General features: G+C 63.9%; 19 protein-coding genes. 4 read left to right on the top strand and 15 right to left on the bottom strand.

Going from position 1 to position 21,572, the window contains the following annotated elements:
* Position 1: 1 nt before the first annotated feature.
* From EV687_RS10120 to EV687_RS10070, 12 genes are all read right to left on the bottom strand, one after another.
* Entirely contained in the window at positions 2 to 835 is an 834-nt protein-coding gene (locus tag EV687_RS10120; protein ID WP_122230204.1) for a type II secretion system F family protein, read from the bottom strand.
* Entirely contained in the window at positions 835 to 2,577 is a 1,743-nt protein-coding gene (locus EV687_RS10115) for a TadA family conjugal transfer-associated ATPase (protein ID WP_122230206.1), read from the bottom strand. Before EV687_RS10115 ends, EV687_RS10120 begins: the two co-directional genes overlap by 1 nt.
* Positions 2,578 to 2,587: 10 nt before the next feature.
* Entirely contained in the window at positions 2,588 to 3,967 is a 1,380-nt protein-coding gene (locus EV687_RS10110; protein ID WP_162846632.1) for a type II and III secretion system protein family protein, read from the bottom strand.
* Positions 3,968 to 4,023: 56 nt separating this feature from the next.
* Positions 4,024 to 5,130, bottom strand: a complete 1,107-nt coding sequence (gene cpaB / locus EV687_RS10105; RefSeq protein WP_162846633.1) for a Flp pilus assembly protein CpaB — start codon at positions 5,128 to 5,130, stop codon at positions 4,024 to 4,026.
* A gap of 9 nt (positions 5,131 to 5,139) precedes the next feature.
* A complete protein-coding gene (locus EV687_RS18940) occupies positions 5,140 to 5,307 on the bottom strand; it encodes a hypothetical protein (RefSeq protein ID WP_162846634.1) in 168 nt (55 codons plus the stop codon).
* 5 nt (positions 5,308 to 5,312) lie between these two features.
* The gene (locus EV687_RS10100) at positions 5,313 to 6,074 is read right to left on the bottom strand and encodes a hypothetical protein (RefSeq protein ID WP_147474991.1); all 762 of its coding nucleotides are present in this window, start codon (positions 6,072 to 6,074) and stop codon (positions 5,313 to 5,315) included.
* Entirely contained in the window at positions 6,071 to 6,889 is an 819-nt protein-coding gene (locus tag EV687_RS10095; RefSeq protein WP_122230214.1) for a TadE family protein, read from the bottom strand. Before EV687_RS10095 ends, EV687_RS10100 begins: the two co-directional genes overlap by 4 nt.
* Before the next feature lie 37 nt (positions 6,890 to 6,926).
* On the bottom strand, positions 6,927 to 8,429 hold the full coding sequence (locus EV687_RS10090; protein ID WP_162846635.1) for a pilus assembly protein TadG-related protein: 1,503 nt from the start codon (positions 8,427 to 8,429) through the stop codon (positions 6,927 to 6,929).
* A 67-nt stretch (positions 8,430 to 8,496) separates the two neighbouring features.
* A complete protein-coding gene (locus EV687_RS10085; RefSeq protein WP_207226423.1) occupies positions 8,497 to 8,781 on the bottom strand; it encodes a pilus assembly protein in 285 nt (94 codons plus the stop codon).
* Positions 8,782 to 9,538: 757 nt separating this feature from the next.
* Positions 9,539 to 9,931: a hypothetical protein gene (locus EV687_RS10080; RefSeq protein WP_130466485.1), complete on the bottom strand. Its 393-nt coding sequence runs from the start codon at positions 9,929 to 9,931 to the stop codon at positions 9,539 to 9,541.
* Positions 9,932 to 10,439: 508 nt separating this feature from the next.
* A complete protein-coding gene (locus tag EV687_RS10075) occupies positions 10,440 to 11,819 on the bottom strand; it encodes an LLM class flavin-dependent oxidoreductase (RefSeq protein ID WP_122230223.1) in 1,380 nt (459 codons plus the stop codon).
* 90 nt (positions 11,820 to 11,909) lie between these two features.
* Positions 11,910 to 12,551: a carboxymuconolactone decarboxylase family protein gene (locus EV687_RS10070; protein ID WP_242612568.1), complete on the bottom strand. Its 642-nt coding sequence runs from the start codon at positions 12,549 to 12,551 to the stop codon at positions 11,910 to 11,912.
* Positions 12,552 to 12,744: 193 nt separating this feature from the next.
* On the opposite strand from EV687_RS10070, the gene EV687_RS10065 reads away from it, so the two are divergent.
* Positions 12,745 to 14,466, top strand: a complete 1,722-nt coding sequence (locus EV687_RS10065; protein WP_122230227.1) for an ABC transporter ATP-binding protein — start codon at positions 12,745 to 12,747, stop codon at positions 14,464 to 14,466.
* Positions 14,467 to 14,791: 325 nt separating this feature from the next.
* On the opposite strand, the gene EV687_RS10060 is transcribed toward EV687_RS10065, so the two are convergent.
* From EV687_RS10060 to EV687_RS10050, 3 genes are read right to left on the bottom strand one after another with little or no spacing between them, the layout of a single operon-like run.
* On the bottom strand, positions 14,792 to 15,667 hold the full coding sequence (locus tag EV687_RS10060; protein ID WP_122230231.1) for an ABC transporter permease: 876 nt from the start codon (positions 15,665 to 15,667) through the stop codon (positions 14,792 to 14,794).
* Positions 15,664 to 16,665, bottom strand: a complete 1,002-nt coding sequence (locus EV687_RS10055; RefSeq protein ID WP_122230233.1) for an ABC transporter permease — start codon at positions 16,663 to 16,665, stop codon at positions 15,664 to 15,666. The genes EV687_RS10060 and EV687_RS10055 overlap by 4 nt, the downstream gene beginning before the upstream one ends.
* A gap of 1 nt (position 16,666) precedes the next feature.
* Positions 16,667 to 18,271 carry an ABC transporter substrate-binding protein gene (locus EV687_RS10050; protein WP_122230235.1) on the bottom strand — a complete coding sequence of 535 codons (1,605 nt, stop codon included), beginning with the start codon at positions 18,269 to 18,271 and terminating at the stop codon, positions 16,667 to 16,669.
* Between the two features lie 579 nt (positions 18,272 to 18,850).
* Here EV687_RS10050 and EV687_RS10045 point away from each other — a divergent pair.
* Genes EV687_RS10045 through EV687_RS10035 form a run of 3 tightly spaced genes read left to right on the top strand, consistent with a single transcriptional unit; the run spans position 18,851 to position 21,549 of the window.
* The gene (locus EV687_RS10045) at positions 18,851 to 19,882 is read left to right on the top strand and encodes a taurine ABC transporter substrate-binding protein (protein WP_242612567.1); all 1,032 of its coding nucleotides are present in this window, start codon (positions 18,851 to 18,853) and stop codon (positions 19,880 to 19,882) included.
* Entirely contained in the window at positions 19,883 to 20,704 is an 822-nt protein-coding gene (locus EV687_RS10040; RefSeq protein WP_122230239.1) for an ABC transporter permease, read from the top strand.
* Complete coding sequence (locus EV687_RS10035) at positions 20,701 to 21,549, top strand: ABC transporter ATP-binding protein (RefSeq protein WP_122230241.1); 849 nt, start codon at positions 20,701 to 20,703, stop codon at positions 21,547 to 21,549. Before EV687_RS10040 ends, EV687_RS10035 begins: the two co-directional genes overlap by 4 nt.
* Positions 21,550 to 21,572: the final 23 nt, after the last annotated feature.

Below are 21,572 nucleotides of genomic sequence, written 5' to 3'. Positions count from 1 at the left end.
CTTACACGTCGATCGAGACGATTTTCTTGATCATGAAGCCACCCATCGTCAGCAGCACCGCGATCACGCCTATCACGGCCCAGCCGTAATAGGTGTTGAGCAGCGGTGCCATGGCTTCCGGCTCCATCTGGAACAGCACCAGCGCCAGCAGCACCGGCAGCAGGCCGACGACGATGCCCTGCAGTTTGCCCTGCGATGTCAGTGCCTTGATCTTGCCTTCCATCGCGGCCTTGGCCCGCAGTGTCGACGCCAGCCGCTCCAGCACTTCCGCCAGACTGCCGCCGACGTCCTTGGAGATGGTGATCGCCGAAACCAGCAACTCGACATCCTGCAGGGGCGCCCGCTGCGCGAGGTTCTCCAGTGCGTCGTCGAGAGAGACGCCCAGCTTCTGCTCGCGCAGCACCAGGGAAATCTCCTGGCTGAACGGGGGTGGGGTTTCCTCGACGATCAGGTCCATCGCCATCGCCAGGCTGCCGCCGGAGCGCATCGCGCCGGCCATCATGTTCAGCGCATCGGGCATTTGCTCGAGCAGCTTGTCCAGACGGCGGCGCTTGAGGTATCGGTAGACCAGCCCGGGCAGGAAGAACATCAGGATGGCCGCGCCGATGGCGACCGGAATGGCGCCGGTGGCGAAGAACACGAAGACCGGCACCACCAGCACCATGCCGACATTGGCGAAGAACAGCTGCTGCGGATCGACGAAGAAGAACAGGTTGTCCAGCGACAGCTTGGCGCTGTGCGTGAACTGCGACCGGTAGCGGTCCCAGATGCGGTAGACGTAGAACAGCAGCAGCATGACGCTGAGCGCGGCGATCAGCGATACCACCATCTCCATCACGGCGACACCTTCTTGAATATGTCCAGATCGACGTCCAGGCCAATCTGCCGCAGCTTCTGGTAGAACTCCGGCACGGCATCGCAGCCGGTGAAGTATCCGGCCGTCTTGTGGTCCTCGGTCACGCCGGTTTCGACGAACTGGAAGAGATCCAGCAGCTGGATCTTGCCGCTCTCGACACCCGTCACCTCGGTGATCCGGGTGATCTTGCGGCTGCCGCAGGCAAAGCGCGTCTGCTGCACGATGATGTCCACCGCGGAGGCCACCTGTTCACGAATGGCCGTGACCGGCAGGTCCATGCCTGCCATCAGCACCATCACCTCCAGGCGGGCCAGCATGTCGCGCGGGCTGTTGGCATGGGCGGTGGTCAGCGAGCCGTCGTGGCCGGTGTTCATCGCCTGTAGCATGTCGAGCGCCTCGCCGCCGCGGCACTCCCCGACGACGATGCGATCGGGCCGCATGCGCAGCGAATTCTTCACCAGATCGCGGATCGCCACCTGGCCCTTGCCCTCGGCGTTGGGCGGACGCGATTCCAGCGAAACCAGGTGCTCGTGCGGCAATTGCAACTCTGCGGCATCCTCGATGGTGACGATGCGCTCGCCATCCGGAATGAAGTTGCTGAGGATGTTCAGCAGTGTCGTCTTGCCCGAGCCGGTGCCGCCGGAGACGATGATGTTCATGCGGTTCTGGACGGCCGTCTGCAGGAAACTGACCATTTGCTCGTTGGCCGAGCCAAAGCGCAGCAGATCGCGCGCATCGAGTTTGCGCTTGGCAAACTTGCGGATCGTCATCGACGGTCCCTTCAGTGCCAGCGGCGGGATGATGGCGTTGAAGCGCGAGCCGTCCTTGAGACGCGCATCGACCAGCGGCGAACTCTCGTCGATGCGCCGGCCCACCGGCGCGACGATGCGCTCGATGATGCCCATCATGGTCTTCTCACTGGAGAATGCCAGGGGTAGCCGCCTGAGGCGGCCCTCGCTCTCGACGAAGATCTCGTCGACGCGGTTGACCATGATCTCGGTCGTGGTGGGGTCGGCCAGCAGCGGCTCCAGCAGCCCCAGGCCGATGGCCTCGTCGCGGACTTCCTGCAGCAGGCGCGTGCGATCCACATCCTTGGGAATCTCATCGGGCATGTTGCGGAAGATTTCGGCAATCGCCTGCTCCGTCAGGCGGCGCAACTCGCCATCGTCCATGTTGTGGACATCCATGCGACGCACATCGAAAGCCTGGATCAGCAGTTCATGGATGACCCGGCGGTAGTGCAGCCATTGCTGGTCAATGACCACCGTGGTCTGGCGCGCGTCGCCGCCCGCCTGGGCTGCACCGCCTGCCATCGCGGGGACCGGCGCGGTAACTCCGCCGGCGCCGGCCGGCATGGCCTCTGGCGCACGATCGGCTGCCGCCGGCCGGTCCGCCTCACTGGCCTGGTCGCTTCCATCGGGGCTGCGCAGCTTGCCCCACTGCGCGGTGATCGAATAGCCGCCGATGCGCACAGCCTCCTCGGCGCCGAGCGGGCCATACGATGTGATGCGGTTGTCGCCGACGAAGGTGCCGAACACCGATCCGAGGTCCCGCACGTAGACCTGTCCGTTGGAGACGAAGAACTCGGCATGCTGGGCATGCACCTTCCAGCCGGACAGTGGCAGATCGCACTTCTGCGAGCGCCCGCACACGCAGCGCTGACCGTCATGGGAATGCGCCTGGGCAGCGGATTTGCCGTTGGATACCTGCAGATACAGCATCGGGATGTCCTTATCGCTCCAGCTTGGTCTCGATCATGGATTTGACCGCGTTCATGTTCCGGTAGGCCGCCTCGCCAGCGAGCGTCGCCTCGCGGTCCGCGGCCGCCGCGTGCAGGCGCGGCGTCACCACCACCAGCATCTCCGTCTGTTCATTGGAGGTTTCTTCCGACGAAAACAGGCGGCCGACCACCGGCGCGCGGCCAACGACCGGGATGCCCTCCTTGTTGCGCGCGCCCACGTTCTTCAACAGGCCCGAGATCACCAGTGTCTCGCCCTCCTTGAGGCTGACCTCGGTCTCGGTCCGGTTGGTGGTGAAGGCGACGAAATCGCCGGTGCCGTAGGAGCGGTCGGGCTGGCTGACCTCGGCGATGATGGTGGAGCGCACATTGCCGCTCTTGTCGATCACCGGGCGGAAATCCAGCATCACGCCATATGGCTTGTAGGCGACGCTGATCTGGCCGAAGCCGGAATTGACCGGAATCGGAATTTCCCCGCCGACCTGCACTTTCGAGATGCCGCCGCTGACACTGCTGATGCGGGGTTCGGCCAGCGTCCAGCTGTCGCCGTTGGACTCCAGGAAGTTCAGTACCGACGTGATCTGCGTGGCCAGGCCGAAGTAGGTCACGAACGGGCGCGACGAGTTGGTGGTCGGATAATTGTCCTGGTTGGTGCCGCGCCACGTCGTGTTGGCGTAGAAGTAGCCGGAGGTTGCCAATGTGGGGCCCGCAACCCCCAGATTGCTCCATTTGATGCCGATGTTGTCCAGCGCCTGCTTGCGGACCTCCACCACCTTCACATCCAGCTGAACCATCTGGTCCGGATGCACGGTCATGTCGCCCGGCCGGTCGTCGATCAGGTTCAGCACCTGCGGATACGCCTCCAGGATCTTGCCAACCTTGACGGCGGCTTCCGAAGTCGGGTAGCTGCCGTCGAGCACGATGCGCTCGCCCACCGCCTTGACGCGGATTTCCGGGTAGGCCAGCAACAGCTGCTGCATCTCGAATGCAGTCTTTTCCGTGATGTCGGCGGTGATCGTGACCTCGTAGGTCAGCTGCCGGCCGCCCCGCAGCCAGACGTGCAGGGTGGTCGCGCCGGGTTTCTCGCCGAGCAGGACGATCTGCCGATCGGCCAGCACCGACGCGGTCAACAAAGCGCCATTGCCGATGGCCACCCGCTCGACATCGGCCTGATTCAGCACCTTGACTTGTCCGGCGTACAGCGTGAGGTTGGACTTGGTCGCCGCGGCCAGGCGCGGCGTGGTGGCGCGCGGTGCGGACGGCTGTGCCGCTGCCGGCGGCTGCGCGTTGAAGAACTCGGGCGGTGCATCTGCATGCGCCTCCATGCCGCAAAGCACGAGCAGCGCGCTGAGCAGCGCGGCGGAAGACGACACAGGAGCTGGGCAAAAACGTGAAGTGATCATGACAGCGATGGGAAAACTTGGGGGAATCAGTTCGATGGGGCAAATGCCGGAGTCGAGCCGGCGGCAGGCGCCAGCCCACCCGTGGCCGACGTCGCCAGGCTGCCCACCGCGTCGGGAACGGCGGAGGCACTGCCGGTATTGGGCCTGGCTCCGGTTGCTGTCATTCCATTGCGCTGTGCGCCGGAGCCGGTGGAGCGCGGGTTGGGGGCGGCGCTGCCGGCGCCCAGTGCCGTCGCCAGTCCTTGCACCAACTCCTGCGCGGCCGCTTCGGTGGCCTTGCCGGGGTAGTAGCCACTGACGGTCTGTGATGATCCCCCGATGATGAATTCGACCTCCGGGCCGCCGCGCCGCCCGTGCACGGGCATGTCCAGTCCGGCGAGCACATCGTCCAGCGTCTGGGGCCTGCTGGGGTTGGGCACCACCGTATCGGAGACGCCGCGCAGCACGGCGCGCAGGGTGCCGCCCTCCTTGGCCACCAGGATCTGCGTCGCCTCCTCGGGCGTCACATTCAATGTGACGGTCGAGTACTGGCTGCTGCCATCGCCGCTCGGCATCGCATTTTTCACGCTTTGCCCGGTTGCAAGCACTTCCACGTTGGAGAGCAGCGGCAAGGTGACCTTTTGCTTCTCGGTTTGATGCAGCTGGCCGCCACTGACCTCTTGCTCGACCGTCAGCATCAGGTCGATGATGTCGCCCGGCCGCAACATGCGCGAGAGGGAGTTCAGATCATCCACGTCAATCGTCAGCGCGCGCCGGCCGTCCTTGACGGCCAGCGCCAGCACATTGCTGCCACGGTTGGCGACGTAGGTGCTCAGGATGGGCTCGCCGCGCTGCACGTTGACATCCAGCACCGCGCCGTCGACGCCGTCGTAGCTGTCCGGCACGACCGCGTTGGCGTTCACGTAGTCCTGTGGGATCTCGCGCACCGCCACCACGCTGCTGTCTATGACATCCCCGGCACCGAGGTCGATGGCCGCCACCACCACCGGAACCATGATGCGGCCGCGCGCCGCCTCTTCCTCGATCTGGGCGATCCGGTTCGAGATCGTCTTGTTGCTCAGGTAGAACGCCGCCGCCCCCAGTGCCAGGGCGCCGACGAGAATCAACCAGTTTTTGTTGAAGGATACTGCCACGGTCAGGCCTCAGGGAAGGGAGACGGAAAAGGTGAGGGCATGAAACAGCGCCTTGAAGGCGTCGGCCAGCTCGGTTGGCGCACCGCTTGCAAACAGGCCGACCATCACGAGGACACAGACAATGCAGTACTCGACCGTTGCCACGCCACGGCTGCGCTGGGCTTTGCTGAGGGACATATGCGTCATTGATCAAAGGTAACTAGATTGACATTGAAGACGGTCAGCCGCCTGTCGCCATCGACCCCGGCCGAGACGCTGAGCTGTTGGTTGTCGCGCATGAACAGCATGACCGCCGCGCTTTCCCCCTGCGCGTTCGGGGTGGCCTGGCTCTGCAGCGGCTGCCATCCCGCCGCCGCCAGGTTGACGCGGTAGTAGTCCACCACGCGCGCATACGACTGGCTGGCCGCGAACAGCACCTGCTTGCTGCGGCTCCCCACATCGATGGACTCGACGACACTGACCGCCTCGGCTCCGGAAGGAAACGGGATGCTGGACACATCGAGCCTGGGCTCACTGCCAAGTACCAGGGAGCTCGACATGGTTCCTTGCGAGGAGCCATCCTGCATGGCGCGCACCTTGACCAGGTCGTAAAAGGGCTCCTTGATCCGGGCGATCATGGTTTCGCCATCGCGTTCGAGCACATAGGCCTTGTCCGACGGAAGGGCGGCCCGGCTGGCCGGTATCTTCCAGTGCGCGCGGTAGTGGGCCACCACCTCTTCCAGCGAGGCTGCGCTCTCGAATACCTGCACCCGCATCGGAATGCCGTTGACGCGCATCTGCTCCGAGACCCAGGAGACATGCGCGCGTGGGGGGGCAGGGATGTCGGGCCAGGGCGTGGCCTTGTCGACAAAAAGGGCTTGCGCATGCGCCGGCTGCAGAGCCAGCCATGCCAGGATCCAGAGCCGGGCGATCCACGGGCCCGCGGCATGCAAAGGCTTGCTCAACATTTGTTCCCGTTCTGCTGAGGATAGGAACGGTTCTGGTCGCCGGGATGGGTCCTGACACTGCCAGGCGGCGCGTAATCGGGTTTGGTGAGGTTCCCCTCCGGCCGGTACTTCTCGAACGGCACCATGAGCGCGCCTAGCACCGACACGGCGGGCTCCGTGTAGGTCGTCAGCACGGCCGGCTTGATGCGCTGGCAGACGCTGTCGCTGCCGACGTTGGCGCCGCTGGCATTCCATGCTCCCGCGCCAATCGCGGTGGCGGCCGGCAGCCCCACCTGGATGTTCCTCAGCACCTCGTAGTGCGCCACATCCGCCAGCGAAACCGTGACTTCGGCGCGCATCACGCCCGAATCGGGCAGCCTGAACACGGGCTTGGCAAGCTTGTCCTGCAAGGCGCCGACGAGTCCGGAATTCAACTGGCCGGCCGGCACCTCCTTGATCGCGACATCGGAAAATCTTGCAAGAAGCGGCTGGTAGGTCAGATCGCTCCACAGGGGAATCCGGTGGCTCGACGGATTGGCATTGGCGACACTGTCCTTGTGGCTGATGACGCCGTCGTTGCGCGACACCGGCAGGAAGAAGCGGGCCCGGGTCTCGTCGGCCAACTGCTGCGCGGACTTGACCTTGCCGGCCGGGTCCCAGGTCCGCTCGAAGGCGACATAGCGGCTGGCCTGAATGGCCGAGTGCTTGACGTCGGCATAGCGGGCCAGGTAGTAGACGCCCATGAACAATGGAATCATCACCAGCAGCGCGACGATGAACTCGGCCGTCGCCTGCCCACGTTGGCTTGAAGCGGGGCATGAATATCCGGACATGGTTTCTTCCTGATTCCTGTATCTGCCGTCACCGGGATCATTGGGAGAAGACAACCAACGCCGGATTGATGCCCGTGGTGCTGTAAACCAGTGCCTTGGTCGTCGCAGTCGGGGAACTCAGCCGGACTTGCCAGTACGGGTTGTACAAGCTGGCGTATTCCTTGTTGCCGTCTGCCCGGAACAGGCTGGCCGCGGTGATGTCGAGGCTGTTGCGCACCGGGCGCTCGAAGAAGATGCGAGCCTCGGCAATCGCCGCAATCTGGTCGTTCTCATAGCCCGGCTTCAGATCCGGGGAGCCCAGCGGCCCCGTCATCTCGCGGTCCATGAAGCCCAGCGCATGGCTGTCACGGATCTCGCCGGCCCGGCCCTCACCACCCTTGGCCACGGCGACTGCGTAGGTCAGCTCTTCGTTCCTGGGGCGCCCGCTGGCATCCCTGTCCACGTCCCAGATCGACTTGATGCCGCTGTAGCCCGCCATTTGGTGCGTGTCCTGGTAGGCCAGCGCCGCCGCCTTGCCGGATTGCCGCGTCCCACGGGTTTGGGTCTGGTTCGCGACGGCCCGGCCCCAGCCTTGCGGCACTGCCACCACACCCTTGCCCCAGCTGCAGAAAGTCGGCCCCATCTTGACCTTGAGCTCGACGGTGTCCTGCGCTTCCCAGCGGTCGTAGTTGACCAGTCGGGTGTCGCCCTTTTTCTCGGATCCGACCTTGAGCGTAAAGGGAATGCACATGCTGCTATTCCCAAAGAACGAGTCCAGAATCGCGACATCGCTGCCGGGGCGCTCCTTGGAGAATCGATCCCGTGATTCGAGGATCATTTCCGCGGCGATTTTTCTGCCGTCGCCGGAGTTCCCGGCGCCACTGCCATTCTTCCTGTAGAGCTTGGTGAAGCCCTGCCAGGCCATCTCGTTCCTGGCCCATAACGGTGCCACGTTGATCATGTGCGGCGCCGCATCGGACCGTCCATCCTGGGTGGCCACGCTCTGAGCCAGCACCGTTTTGGCTGCACTGTTCGACGCCGATGCCATCACGGGTGCCGCGAAGGCCGGAGATACCACGCCGGTATACCATCCGGCGTAGAGGCCTTCCCATGCGTAGATCAGGCCAGGCACCGCCACGTCCAGCGCCTTCTCCTGCACCTGGGCGAGCTTGTTCATTGCCTGCATGATCACCGACAGCGCCCTGAACACCACCCCGACATAGGGAATGGCGCTGAGCGCCTTGAATTCCTGTTCATAGGAGCGGGTGGCGCGCTCGAAGTAATGCGTCCACGAGTCCAGGCTGACGGCCTGGGCGATCAGCACCTCATTGGCAATCACTGCCCTGTTCGTATAGGCCGCGATGTTCAAGGCGCGCGCCTGGGTCAATGCGCCCGAATAGGCTGCGGCATCTGCGGCGTTGACCACCTTCTGCTTCTCGGAAGTTGCCTGTCCGACGCTGTATACCCCCGCAAAAACAAGGGCCAGCACCACGGAAAAGGCAAGAAACCAGACCAGCACCTGCCCTCGCTGTGCATCTGCGGATCGTCGCAATTGGTGCATGGACTTCATCATCAATGATTAAATGAAAGGGCCGGCCCGATCATATTGCCGGCCCCTGCCATTCAGATTACTGATGACCGCCCTTGGCTGCGGCCTCCTGGAAACTACCCAGATTGTGCGTCGCATTTCCGCGGGTGTTTGCCTGCTGCCCTTGGTCCTTGGCGCGGCCTGCCGCCTGCGCGCCATCCTTGCCGCCCAATTCAGCAGCCATGGCGCCGGTTTGGCCCTTGACCACGTTGCCGAAGGCCGTATAGACGCCGATGGCGGCGATGGCAATCAGCGCCACGATAATAATGTATTCGGTCATGCCTTGACCCAAGGATTTCCGCTTATTGAGATTCAGATTACGCATGAGACCCATCCTTTATGGAATTTGAGATTAGGCTACGCATCCCCGATGCGGTACGTAGCGCGGCGGATTCTAGTCCACGCCTTTCAAATGAATATTACAAATAAATATCAGAAATGTTTCAGAACGATGGCGCGCCTAGGCAGAAATCCTTGAAAACGAATTATTTTGTTACATAGAGGTTGGATTTTTACATAATTGAATGAAGGGTCAATTGTTTGAAAATGTTTTGTGTGTAGTGATTGATTACCTCATTCATTAACAAGTAAATTTGACAACGGTGTGTCAGGTGCCGGGTGGATGAACCACATGGATGAACGGCCGCCATGGCAGAACCGTCGCCACCGAGGCCTTCTGCTCGCGCGTTCTCTTCTGTCACGGTTGGGGGAGGATCTGCTCGGCGTCAGTGCGCAAGGCAGCAGGCCTGCAGTCACATGCACCTGGACAGGTTCTGAGAAAGACCGGGGCCTGACGCTCCCCGGACTTGCGAAGAATCGTCTTCAGGACTCAGGAGATGGCCCGCAGGAATGGCAGGGACGCCAGGAGTTGCCGGGGCAAGCGCCTCTGACGGCGAGCGGTTGTGGGGGGATGGAGGATGCAGCCGCACCGCGTTCACTGCAGGGATGCGGCATGGCTGATGGAGCCTGCTCGCCATGTGGCCCAACGCGGCAAAAGAGGAAGGGGATGGGCCCGCGGCGGCTCGTTTGGCCCGGTTCCGGAACAGGGAGCGTGTGCAGTGCAGGTGCCGATGGCCGCGCTGTCAGCCACCGCTTTGCCATTGGCCGCCGCCGCGCTGGCATCCATCCGGCAGTATGCGCAAGTCTTCGGCGGATCGCTCGTAATAATAGGCATCGCGCTGGCTGCCCAGGACATTCTTGCAAATCCCCTGGGCCGGTTTCTGGCATTGCTTCATATAGGTGATCGTGCCGCGCCCACCTCCCATGCCCGCAGAGGTATTGGCCAGTTGGTCGCAGGAGGCCTTGAAGGCAGCTTCATTCTCATTCGGGTCGGCTTGCATGCAATCCCTGGATTTGATGGTTTGTCCGAGGATGCTGAAAGTGCCTTCGATCATGCAGGCCGTTTCCTGGGCCAAGGTGGGGGCTGCCGCCAGAAAGCCACTGAAACCAATTGCAATCAATAATGCGTTTCTCAACAGAATCTCCGTAAGTGGTCAGGCGGCCGTATTCTAAGCCAATGCTGAGCCGGTTTGCCCGGCGCTATGCTTTGCTGGCCAGGGCTCATTACCACGATTCTCAATCGCGCCCCCCAATTTCCTGAAAATCAAAACAAGGGCAAAATCAGCGCCAGCGTCAATTTTTGGACGCTGTTCAGAGAAAATCCGGGAGATTCATTCAGAATGGCGACCATCCATGTCGTGGTCGCTTTGCGGCAGGGCTTTTCGCATCAGGCCAAAGCGGTCAACAGCCGATCGCCGCGGGGGCCGGGCTCCGGCACTGGGGGTGCTTGCGCATTCGCCGCCCTCTTTCTCGCATCCGCCAAGCAGACTGCAGCCAGAGTCTTTGTCGGGATGGTTCCGGCTGTCGGTAGGCCTGGATGCTGCGTTGCGTGGCGTCCGGGCCAAACCCAAAAAGCCTAAACCCAACGGCCTCCTCAAAATGCGGGGCAATTCAGTTGGGCTCTGGCCCTTCGCCCCGGCAGGCTCAGTGGGGGGCCTGCTGTCGATAGGCCGCACCGGGGTGGCGGGCTGGCAAATAAGCGCTGCCGGACGGAAACAGCTTTTCCCGCAGCGTGCCCTCGCGGTAGCGGGTCTTGAAGAGGCCGCGCGACTGCAGTTCCGGAACCAGCAGATCGACGATTGCCTCCAGGCTTTCCGGCATGACCGTGCGCACCAGGTTGAAACCATCGACGTCGGTGGCAGCGACCCACGCTTCGATCTGGTCGGCCACCTCGGCGGGCGATCCCACCAGCACCGGGCCGCGCGCGCCGGCGGGCGAGAAGTCGATCAGGTCGCGCACGCGCGCCGGCGCTTCGGCGCGGATCGTCAGATTTTCCAGGGTGGACTGGATGGCGTTGCTCCGCACGAACGGCAGCGCATCGTCCGGCGACAGCTGCGAGAGATCGACCCCGGTCCAGCCCGAGACCAGCGCGAGCTGCCCTTGCACATCGAGGTGGCGGCGGTACTCCTCCTTGAGGTCATGCGCCTCGGCGGAGGTGGGCGCCACAATGACCGTGGCGCCCAGCAGGGCCAGCACGTCGTGCGGCGCCCGGCCGGCGGCCTGTGCGGCTTCACGCACGGCACGCACGGCTTGTGCCGCGATGGGGGGTGTCTGGCCATTGAGGAAGACGGCTTCGGCATGGCGCCCCGCGAAAACACGGCCACGCCTGGATGTGCCCGCCTGGTAGAGCACGGGCGTGCGCTGGGGGGATGGCTCGGCCAGTGCGCGGGCATGCACCTGGTAGTAAGGCCCGTCGTGGTCGACCATGTGGACCTTGCTAGGATCGGTGAAGATGCCGCTTTGCCTGTCTCGCAACACGGCTTCTTCCTCCCAACTGCCTTCCCACAGCTGGTAGATCGCGCGCATGTAGTCCTCGGCGGCCTCATAGCGCTCGTCATGGCTGCGCGACTGCGCCAGCCCCATGCCATGCGCGCCGCTTTCCAGATAACCGGTGACGATGTTCCAGCCCAGCCGTCCATCGCTCAGGTGGTCCAGCGTCGAGAAGCGCCGCGCGAAGGAGAACGGATGGTCGTAGGTGAGGTTGGAGGTGATGCCAAAGCCGATGTGCCCCGTCACCAGCGCCATGGCGGAAACGAGCATGGCCGGGTCCGCACTTGGCGACTGGGCCGCGGCGCGCAGGGCCGCATCGGCACTGTGCCCGTAGACGTCGTAGATGCCGAACACATCGGCGATGAAGATGCTGTCGAGCAGGCCGCGCTCGGCCGTGCGGGCCATCTCTGTCCAGTACCGCAGCCGGTTGTACTGCGCCTGGTTGTCTCTGGGGTGGCGCCATAGGCCGGCCCAGTTGTGGGATGGCGCGGCCATCTGGAACGTGTTGAGGCGCAGCTCGCGTGCTTGGGTCATGGACAGCTGGGGGCGGGTCACAGTGGTTTCGGCAGGGCAAGGTCCGCCGGGCCCTTGCCCTGCAGATGCCGGCCTCTTGTGCCGCCGCCTTCAGGCGGGCGACGGGGTCTCGTGCTGCGCATCGGCAGGAGCCGGCTGCGCCGACTCCACCTGCAGGACATCGTTGAAGCGGTTGAAGGCGCCGCACAGGGCGATGCGCCAGGTGAGCTCCACGATCTGCGCTTCGCTGAAGTGCTGCTTCAGGCGATCGAAGATTTCATCCCGCGTGCGGTTCCAATGCCTGGTGACGGTGATGGCGTACTCCACCACCAGGCGATCCACCGCATCGAGCTCCGGGTGCGCCGCGTAATCGAGAATCTGCGTGGCGCCCTGTTCGGAGATGCCCTGAATGCTGAGCTTTGGGGTGTGGTGCGCGACGCAATAAGGGCACTCGTTGAGCAGGGAGACGGCGACCAGCGCCAGCTCCAGATAGCGTTTGGGCAACAGCGCCTCGTCGGCGAGATCGGTCAACAGGCGCCAGGAATGCGCGAAGACGGGCAGGCGATGCGCCATCACACCGGCCGAATCGGCGAAATCGCCATAGCCGAGCATCCGGTCCCACAGCGGATGCAGGTGTTCCGGCAAATCCTGCCGCTGTTTCAGAGAAATTCGGGTCATTGGTTCTTGGTGGAAATTCTGCGGGAAATGGGAATCACGGGCGGGAATGACAGGCCCGAGGCCTGGTGCGGCCATTCTATGCATGGCCCCCCGATCGATAAATACGATTTATCGATAAGCTCATGATTTTTCTATCTTTCATTCATCGTCCCCGGTCGTTTCCAATGTGTTCCGGATGCATAAACTGATGGGGCCGCATGGCCTCGCCATTCCATTCCCCTGCCTGATGGGCCGCCCTGCCGTCAGGGTGCTTTGATCGACACCGCCAATGACCCGCCTGCTTTCCATTGAAGACCTCAGCATTGCGTTCTCCGGGCGCGCGGCGGTCACCGATTTCAACCTCGATATCCACGCATCCGAAACCGTGGCGCTGGTCGGGGAGTCGGGCTGCGGCAAGTCGACGACGGCGCTGTCGATCCTGCGACTGCTGCCGGCCTCGGCCCGGCTGCAAGGGGCTATCCGGTTTGATGGCGAGGACCTGCTCGCCTTGCCCGAGCCCGCGCTGCGAAAGATCCGGGGCAACCGCATCGGCATGATCTTCCAGGAGCCCATGACCTCGCTCAACCCGGTGCTCAGCATCGGCTTCCAGATCGGCGAGGCGCTGCGCCTGCATGAGGGGCTCTCGCGCCGGGCCGCGCTGGCGCGCGCCGAGGAACTGCTCGATCTGGTGCGCATTCCGGAGCCGCACCGGCGCCTGCATGACCATCCCCACCAGCTCTCGGGCGGACAGCGCCAGCGCGTGATGATTGCCGCGGCCATCGCCTGCCGGCCGCGGCTGCTGATTGCCGATGAGCCGACCACCGCGCTCGATGTCACCATCCAGGCGCAAATCCTCGAGCTGCTGGGCACGCTGCGCAAGGAACTGTCGATGAGCCTGCTGCTGATCACCCATGACCTGGGCGTCGTCGCCCAGTGGGCCGACCGGGTGGCCGTGATGTACCAGGGCAGAAAGGTCGAGGAGGCGGACACGCATGCGCTGTTCGAGCGCCCGGCGCATCCCTACAGCCGGGGCCTGCTCGGCAGCGCCCTGCACCTCGACGATGGCCGTCATTACCACGACTATCGCCTGCCGGAGATCGCCGCCATGGCAGGCGGCGGGCCGGGCGAGGCCCGCTTCGAGCTGACGTCCACCCAACCGCGCATCCTGGTGCAGGAGCAGCGCCACGAACAGCACCTGCAGGCGGGGCCCTTGCTGAGCGTGCAGGATCTGCGCGTGTCCTATCCCGGCGCGGATGGGCCGGTCGAGGCCGTCAAGGGCGTCTCGCTGCAGGTGGCGCGTGGGGAGAGCGTCGGCCTGGTGGGCGAGTCGGGCTGCGGCAAGTCGACGCTCTCCAAGGCCATCATGCGCCTCATCGACAACGATGCCGGCAGCATCGTCCTGGGCGGACAGCACTACGAGAAAACACCGCGCCGCGCGCTGGGCGATTATCGGCGGCGCGTGCAGATGATCTTCCAGGACCCCTATGGTTCGCTCAACCCGCGCCAGAACGTCGAGACCCTGCTGGAGACGGCGCTGGCCATTCACAAGATCGGCAATGCCGCCGAGCGGCGCGCCCGCATCCGCAAGATCGTCGATGCCGTCGGCCTGCCGTCGGACGCGCTCAGGCGCTATCCGAACGAATTCTCCGGCGGCCAGCGCCAGCGCATCGGTATTGCCCGCGCACTGGTGCTGCAGCCGGAACTGATCATCTGCGATGAACCCGTCTCCGCGCTGGATGTGTCGATCCAGGCGCAGATCCTGAACCTGCTGGTCGATCTGAAGCAGGAGTTCGGCCTGTCCTACCTGTTCATCTCGCACGACCTCTCCGTGGTGCACTACTTCTCGGACCGGGTGCTGGTGATGTACGGCGGCAGGATCGTCGAGGAAGGCGACCATGAGAGCATCTGGCGCGCCCCGGCTCACGCCTATACCCGCCAGCTGATCGATGCCGTGCCGCTGGCGCGGCCGCCCCAGGCAGCAGAGCTGCTTCCCATCGCCGTTGGTGCTTAGAACCTGTTCACGATCTTTTCGCGGGCCACGTTGCCCCGACAGGTGATGCGATGCAAGGCGCAAACCGCAGACGGGCTGGTGGCCCGGCGAGGATTTGTCACACCGCAGCGCGCGCCTGCCGGGACAACCCGAAGGGCAGGAGGTCAAAAACGCACCGGGCGGCGTTGCCCGCCTTGCCCAGACGGCCAGTCTGGGCGGCGACGGGCGTCTTGCCCGCGGCATTTTTGACCTCCTGCGTGACCCACGAAAAGATCGTGATCAGGTTCTTAGGTTGGGATGGGGCCGCCTGCCGCTCCTCCGTGCTGCATACGCTCTCGGTCCCCACTCACTGCCGGCTGCGCGGATCCAGCGCATCGGCCAGGCCGTCGCCCAGCAGGTTCAGGCCCAGCACCGTCACCAGGATGGCAAGGCCAGGCAGTGCCGCGATGTACCAGTCGGTGCGCAGCACCTCGCGGCCGGAGCCGACCATGTTGCCCCAGCTGGCCACGTTGGGGTCGCCCAGGCCCATGAAAGCCAGCGCCGACTCGGTCAGGATGGCGGTGGCCACGATCAGCGAGGTGGAGACCAGGATGGGCGCCAGGGCATTGGGCAGGATGTCCCGGGCGATGATGCGGGCGTCGCTGGCCCCCAGCGAGATGCTGGCCTGCACCATCTCGCCATGCCGCAGGCGCAGCGTCTCTGCCCGCACCAGACGGGCCAGACCTGGCCACGAGGTCAGCCCGATGGCCAGTGCGATGGTCCACAGCGATGGCTGGATGACCGCGATGATGGTCAGCGCGAACAGGAACGGCGGCACGGTCTGGAAGAACTCGGTGACGCGCACCACGGCGGCATCGAGCCAGCCGCCATAAAAGCCGCCGATCAGCCCCAGCATCACGCCCAGCACCAGGGACACCAGGGTCGCGGCCAGGGCAATGGCCAGCGAGCTGCGGGCGCCGTGGAAGATGCCCGCCAGGATGTCCCGCCCCATCATGTCGGTGCCCAGCGGGAAGGCGGGGTCCGCGCCGGGTCGCAGAAATGGCTCCGCGACCATGGCCAGCGGATCTTCCGGAAAAAGCCAGCCGGCGCTGCCGGCCATCAGCAGCACCGCGAGCAGCAGCAGGGCGCCAACGACGGCGGAAGGCGAGCGCGCCAGCTGGCGCAGCTGCGGCGAGAGCCGCCAGCGTATGGCTTCGGGGGTCTTGATTGCCACGGAACTCATGAGCGGGCACTCCGGATGCGGGGGTCCAGGACGGCATAGGTGAAATCGACCAGCCAGTTGACCAGCACCACCAGGATGGAACTGCACAGCAGGATCCCCACCAGCAGGGTCAGCTCGCGCTGGTACAAGGCCTCGAAGGCCAGCCGCCCCAGGCCCGGCCAGGAAAAGACGGTCTCCACCACCACGGCACCGCCGATGATGGAGCTGGCCTGCACGCCCAGCATCGTCACCAGCGGCAGCGCTGCGTTGCGCAGCACATGGACGAGCAGCACGCGCAGTGGCGCATTGCCGCGCGAGACGGCCGTGCGCACATAGTCCTGGCGCCGCACCTCGATCACACTGGCGCGCATCAGCCGCACATACACGGCCATGTAGAAAAGCGCCAGGGTCAAGGCCGGCAGGATCAGATGCCGGGCCACATCCAGCACATGGGCCCAACCCTGCGCCTGCGCGGCGAGGTTGAACATGCCGCCAACCGGCAGCCAGTCCAGCCAGACCGAGAAAACGACCACCAGGCCCAGGCCGATGAGGAACAGCGGCGTGGCAAAGCAGAGCAGGGCGACGATGGAGATCAGCAGATCGGGCCATCGGCCGGCGCGGTAGGCCGCCAGAATACCCAGCGTGCCACCGATGAAGACGGCCAGCAGCACACTCACGCCCATCAGCAAAAGGGTGGCCGGCAGGCGGTCGGCGATCAGCTCGGCAACCGGCGCCCCATGCCGGAACGAATAGCCCAGGTCGAAACGCAGCAGGCCCGAGAGGTAGTGCCAGAACTGCAGCCACAGCGGCTGGTCCAAGCCGAACTGCGCGCGCAAGGCCTCGACATACTCCTGCGAGGCGGAGCCGGCCTCGCTGGCGATGACCTGAACGGCATCACCCGGCGCCAGGCGCAACAGGAAGAAATTGATGGTGGCGATGGCCAGAACCACCCCCACCAGCTGCGCAAGCCGCGAGAGCAATCCACGTGCCCTCGCGCGCCAAACCCGGTTCGACGGCATCTCAGCGCTTGGACGGATCGGTGTACCAGGCGTTCTTGAAGGAGGCGTAGATCTGGTCGACGCTGGTGACCGTGTCGTTCAGGTCGGCCGCATGCAGCGTGAAGAACTCCAGCTCCAGCACCGGCAGGGATGGCACATCCTTTTGCACCTGCTGCTGGAATGCATGGAACAGCTGGATGCGCTCGTCCTGGTTGCCGGAGCTCTGCGCCTGGGCAATCAACTGGTCGACCTTCTCGTTGCGGTAGCCCGGCCCGTTGGTGAACGGGATGTTCTTGCCGATGCCGTCGGAGTTGTACTCGCGCGTCACGCCCACCAGCGGATCGGCAAATCCGGAGTACCACTGGACGGTGACATCGAAGTCACGATCGCCATAGATGCGCCGCGTGTAGGTCGGGGTGTCCTGCGTGCGGATCTCCGCTTCGATGCCCACCCGCTTGAGCGCCTGCTTGAAGAACTCCGCACTGCGCCGGAACTCCTCCCCGTACGGCAGGTAGTCGAGATGGATGCGCAGGCGCGTGCCGTCGGCACCACGCTTGAGACCCGCCTCGTCCAGCAGCTGCTCGGCCTTGGCCGGATCGTATGGATACTGCGGAACCGAAGCGTCGTGGAAGGTCGCCAGCGTCGAGACGACCGGGCTGATCGCCGGCTTGCCAAAACCGAACCAGACCACGCGCTTGTAGGCTTCCCGGTCGATTGCGTGGTAGATCGCCTGCCGCACCCGCACGTCCTTGAAATGCTCGCGCTCGACATTCAGGTCGAGGAACAGCCAGGGCGAGAGCCACTCGTAGCCCTTGGTCTCCAGCTGGATGGTCGGCAGCTTGGAGAGCCGCTCGGCATCGCGTGCCGGTACCGGACTGAAGAATGCGTACTGCACCTCGCCCTTCTCGATGGCGGCGGTGCGCGCCCCGGCATCGGGGATGACGCGGTAGATCACCCGATCCAGGTAGGGCTTGCCCTCGTCCCAGTAGTGGGGATTGCGTTCCAGCACGATGTGGTTGCCCTTGCTCCATTCCTTGAAGACGAACGGGCCGGTCCCGACCGGCTTGTTGTTGTACGGATTGTTGAGAATGTCCGTGCCTTCATACAGGTGGCGCGGCAAGACTTGCGCGCCATTCGAATTGAGGGAGCTGAGAATCGCCAGCGACGGCTTGCTGAAATGAATCACCACCGTATGGTCGTCCGGCGTTTCGACACGCTCGACATTGGCAAACAGCGCCTGATTCCTTGGATGGTATTTCTGCCAGACATTCTCCAGCGTCCATTTGACGTCGGCCGCGGTAAATGGCTCGCCATCGTGCCAGAGCACGCCCTCGCGCAGATTCAGCGTCAGGATTTTCCCGTCTTCCGACAGTCCCCATTTGACCGCCAGACCCGGTTTCAGGCCGAATTCGCGGTCATATTCGATCAAGCCGTCAAAAACATTTCCGCTGAAAAACCCCGTGGGCGAAGATGTGCTTAGCGCTGCGGTGAGAATCACCGGCTCCGGCTGTGCAATCACCGTCAAGGTCCCACCATGCCGTGGTTCCGCGGCATGGCCGCTGGCCAGTGCCCATGTGCTCATGAAGGAAAGCAGCACGCCCATACGCCAGCGCTTGAAATTCGTCATCAGGAAACTCCGCATCGCTTGAGGATTGAAAGACCGCCGATTCTGATGACGCCATGCGGTAGCGTCAAACAATAAAATTCCATTAGCTAATAGTGACAGGGCTTATGCGATCGCCGGGCACCACTCCTGCGGAGGACGGCAAGCCCGAGTCGCTGGTCGCCAGCTGGCGCCGGCTCGGTGATGTCGCTGCACGAGTCTTTGCCGCGCCCGGCAGTCCCGGCGCGTGCCATGGGTCATCACAGGGGTGGCCGGTCTCGCTGCCACAGGCATTCGGGATGCGACCCTTCGCAGGCAATGCACTCGGCATGGATTGAGGAAGCGATTTTCAAGGACTTATGCATAAATATGCATGTCATATGATTCTGGGGTATGAGGCCGCTTCTTGCTATTATTTTTTACTGATTCCTTTGCACTTCGTGCCTGAAGTTGTGATATAGGAATGAAACATATGCTTGGACGCGCCCGAAGGGCAAATGCCAACCCCTATAAAACCCATATTCATAAACTAAGTGAAACAATGTCTTTCCAATAAGCAATGAGCCCAACTACACTCCGCCTGTCAATTTATTGGAGAGTGAAGTGCAGTCATTGAAAAAACTGATGGCGGTGGTTCTGGCCGCCGCGGCCTTGGCTTCCAGCGCAAACGTCTGGGCGCAGGAGGGAATCAAGGAGGTCCGTTTCGCGTGGGCCGGCGGGCCGCGTGCCTGGGTGCTGGGTCAAATCGACAAGTCATTCGATCAGGCCTTCGGCGTACCGGTGAAGTGGGTGGGATTCAATTCCGGCGCAGACGTGCTTTCGCTCTTCGCCGCCAAGGAAATCGATATTGCCCGCTTCGGCTCCAGTCCGGCCGCAGCAGGCATCGCCCGCAAGCTGCCCATTGAGGTCATTGGCACGCCGGAAATCATTGCCACGGCCGAGCGCCTGATTGTCAAGAACGGCATCGCTTCGATCAAGGACCTGGAGGACAAGCGCGTGGCCTATCCGGCCAACTCGACGGCACAGTTCGCCTTCGAACTGGCCGTCAAGCTCGATGGCAATGGCGCGGACCGCTCGAAGATTCGCACCGTGGCCCTCAAGCCGGCCGAGATCGTGTCGGCATGGCAGCGCGGTGACATCGATGCGGCCTACGTCTGGGGGCCCTTCAGCCAGCAACTCGAAGCGGCAGACGGCAAAGAGATCTATGCCACGCAGAACCTGGCCAGGCATGGGGTCCTGGTCTTCAACAACTTCGTGGCGCGCAAGGAATTCGCGGAGAAGAACCCCGAGCTGATCGTGAAGTTCCTGCAGGTGGCGCAGCAGAAGATCGATGAATACACGGCCGATCCGGAAGCCGCCTCGCAGAAGATCGCCAAGCACCTGGACATTCCGGTGGACACCGTGCGCAGCACGCTGGGTGGTCTGCAATACCCCTCCATCCAGGAGCAGCTGACGCCGGACTACCTGGGTGACAGCCACACCAAGGCGAGTTCCCGCATCGCCAGGTCCTACCAGGAAGCCGCCGAGTTCCTGGCGGCCATCGGGGAGCTTCGCAAGTCCGATGTGCCGGCCAGTTATGCCGGTGCCATCAATACCCGCTATCTGGAAGAAGCGGCCAAGGCCGGCAAGAACTGAATGACGGCCCCTGCGAACCGTGCGGCCAGACGCGGGCGTCTGGCCTTTTCTGCTTCATGGAAGCTGGCCGCCATCAGCGTGGCATCGGTGCTGGCATTTCTGGCACTCTGGCAGATCGCCGGCACGGCCGGCTGGATCAATCCCTTGCTGCTGCCACCATTGGGGGAGGTGCTACGCACCACGCTCGATCTTGCCGAGAATGGCTACCGGCAATCGAGCCTGTGGCACCACATCGGCATCAGCGTGGCCCGGGCCGGCTCGGCCTTTGTGGCGGCCATTGCCATCGGTGTGCCGGTGGGCCTGCTGATGGGCCGCACGCCATGGCTGGCCGCCGTGCTCGATCCGTTCGTCCAGTTTCTGCGGCCACTGCCGAAAATCGCGCTGATTCCGCTGGTGGTCGTGTGGTTCGGCATTGGCGAGGGCTCGAAGTTCTTCCTGATCTTCATCTCCACCCTGCTCAGCGTGCTGGTGGGGTCTGCCGCTGCCGTGCTCAATGTCGGGCAGCAACGCATCCGGGCTGCGGCCACGCTGGGCGCCAGCCGCCACCAGATTTTCTGGCACGTCATCCTGCCCAATGCCCTGCCGGAGATCTTCACCACCATCCGCCTGGCCATCGGCATCGGCTGGACCTCGCTGATCGCGGCGGAACTGGTCGCGGCCGAATCCGGCCTGGGCTGGATGGTGCTCAATGCAGGCACTTACCTGCGCACCGATGTGGTCATGGTCGGCATTTTCCTGCTGGGCCTGATCGGATACCTCTTTGATGCCGCCTTGGTGCTCCTGCAGCGTCGCCTGGTGCCCTGGGCAGGGAAGGACGCATGAACCAGACAGTCAAGATCCGGCTGGAATCGGTGGGGAAATCCTTTGCCCACGGCCGGCATGCCGAGCAAACCCTCACCGTACTCGAGGGCGTCAGCTTGGACGTCTTGGCCGGCGAGTTCGTCTGCCTGCTGGGGCCGTCGGGCTGCGGCAAGTCCACGATACTCAATCTGCTCGCCGGCTTCGAGCGGCAGGACCAGGGCCGCCTGAGCCTCGATGGACGCCCCATCCAGGGGCCTTCGCCGCAGCGTGGCATGGTTTTCCAGCAGCCCAACCTGTTTCCCTGGCTGACCGTGCTGCAGAACGTCGTGTTCGGCCCGCGCATGGCCAGGCAGGCGCAGCAGGACTACCTGCCTGCGGCACGGCATTACCTGCAGCAGATCGGCCTGGAAAAGTATGCCGACCACTATCCCTGGCAGCTCTCGGGCGGCATGCGTCAGCGGGTGGCGCTTGCCCGCGCCTGGCTGCCCGGGCCCCAGGTGCTGCTGATGGATGAGCCCTTCGGCGCATTGGACGCCCAGACCAGGCTGGTCATGCAGGATCTGCTCAATCGCATCTGGGCGCAGACCGGTACGACCATCGTGTTCGTCACGCATGACGTGGACGAGGCCTTGTTCCTGGCCGATCGCATCGTCCTCATGAGCGCCCACCCCGGGCGGGTCCGGGAGATCATCGACGTGCCGTTCGCGCGCCCGCGCCGGCCCGATGCGCTCTTTCTGGAGCGCGCATACGCACCCATCAAGAAGCAGATCCTGCAGGCGTTGCGCGAAGAGAGCAGCCATATGCTGGGCCAGGCCCCGCTGGAGTTGCCCGCGGACGCGCCGGACGTTGCGGCCAAGGTCGCCTGAGATTCAGCAAGCCGGCAGCCTGG

Origin of the sequence: Corticibacter populi (assembly GCF_004217315.1) — a bacterium.
Classification (GTDB): domain Bacteria; phylum Pseudomonadota; class Gammaproteobacteria; order Burkholderiales; family Burkholderiaceae_C; genus Lampropedia; species Lampropedia populi.
Note: the sequence above shows the minus strand (reverse complement) of the source record. Positions and strands in the feature narration are given on the sequence as shown.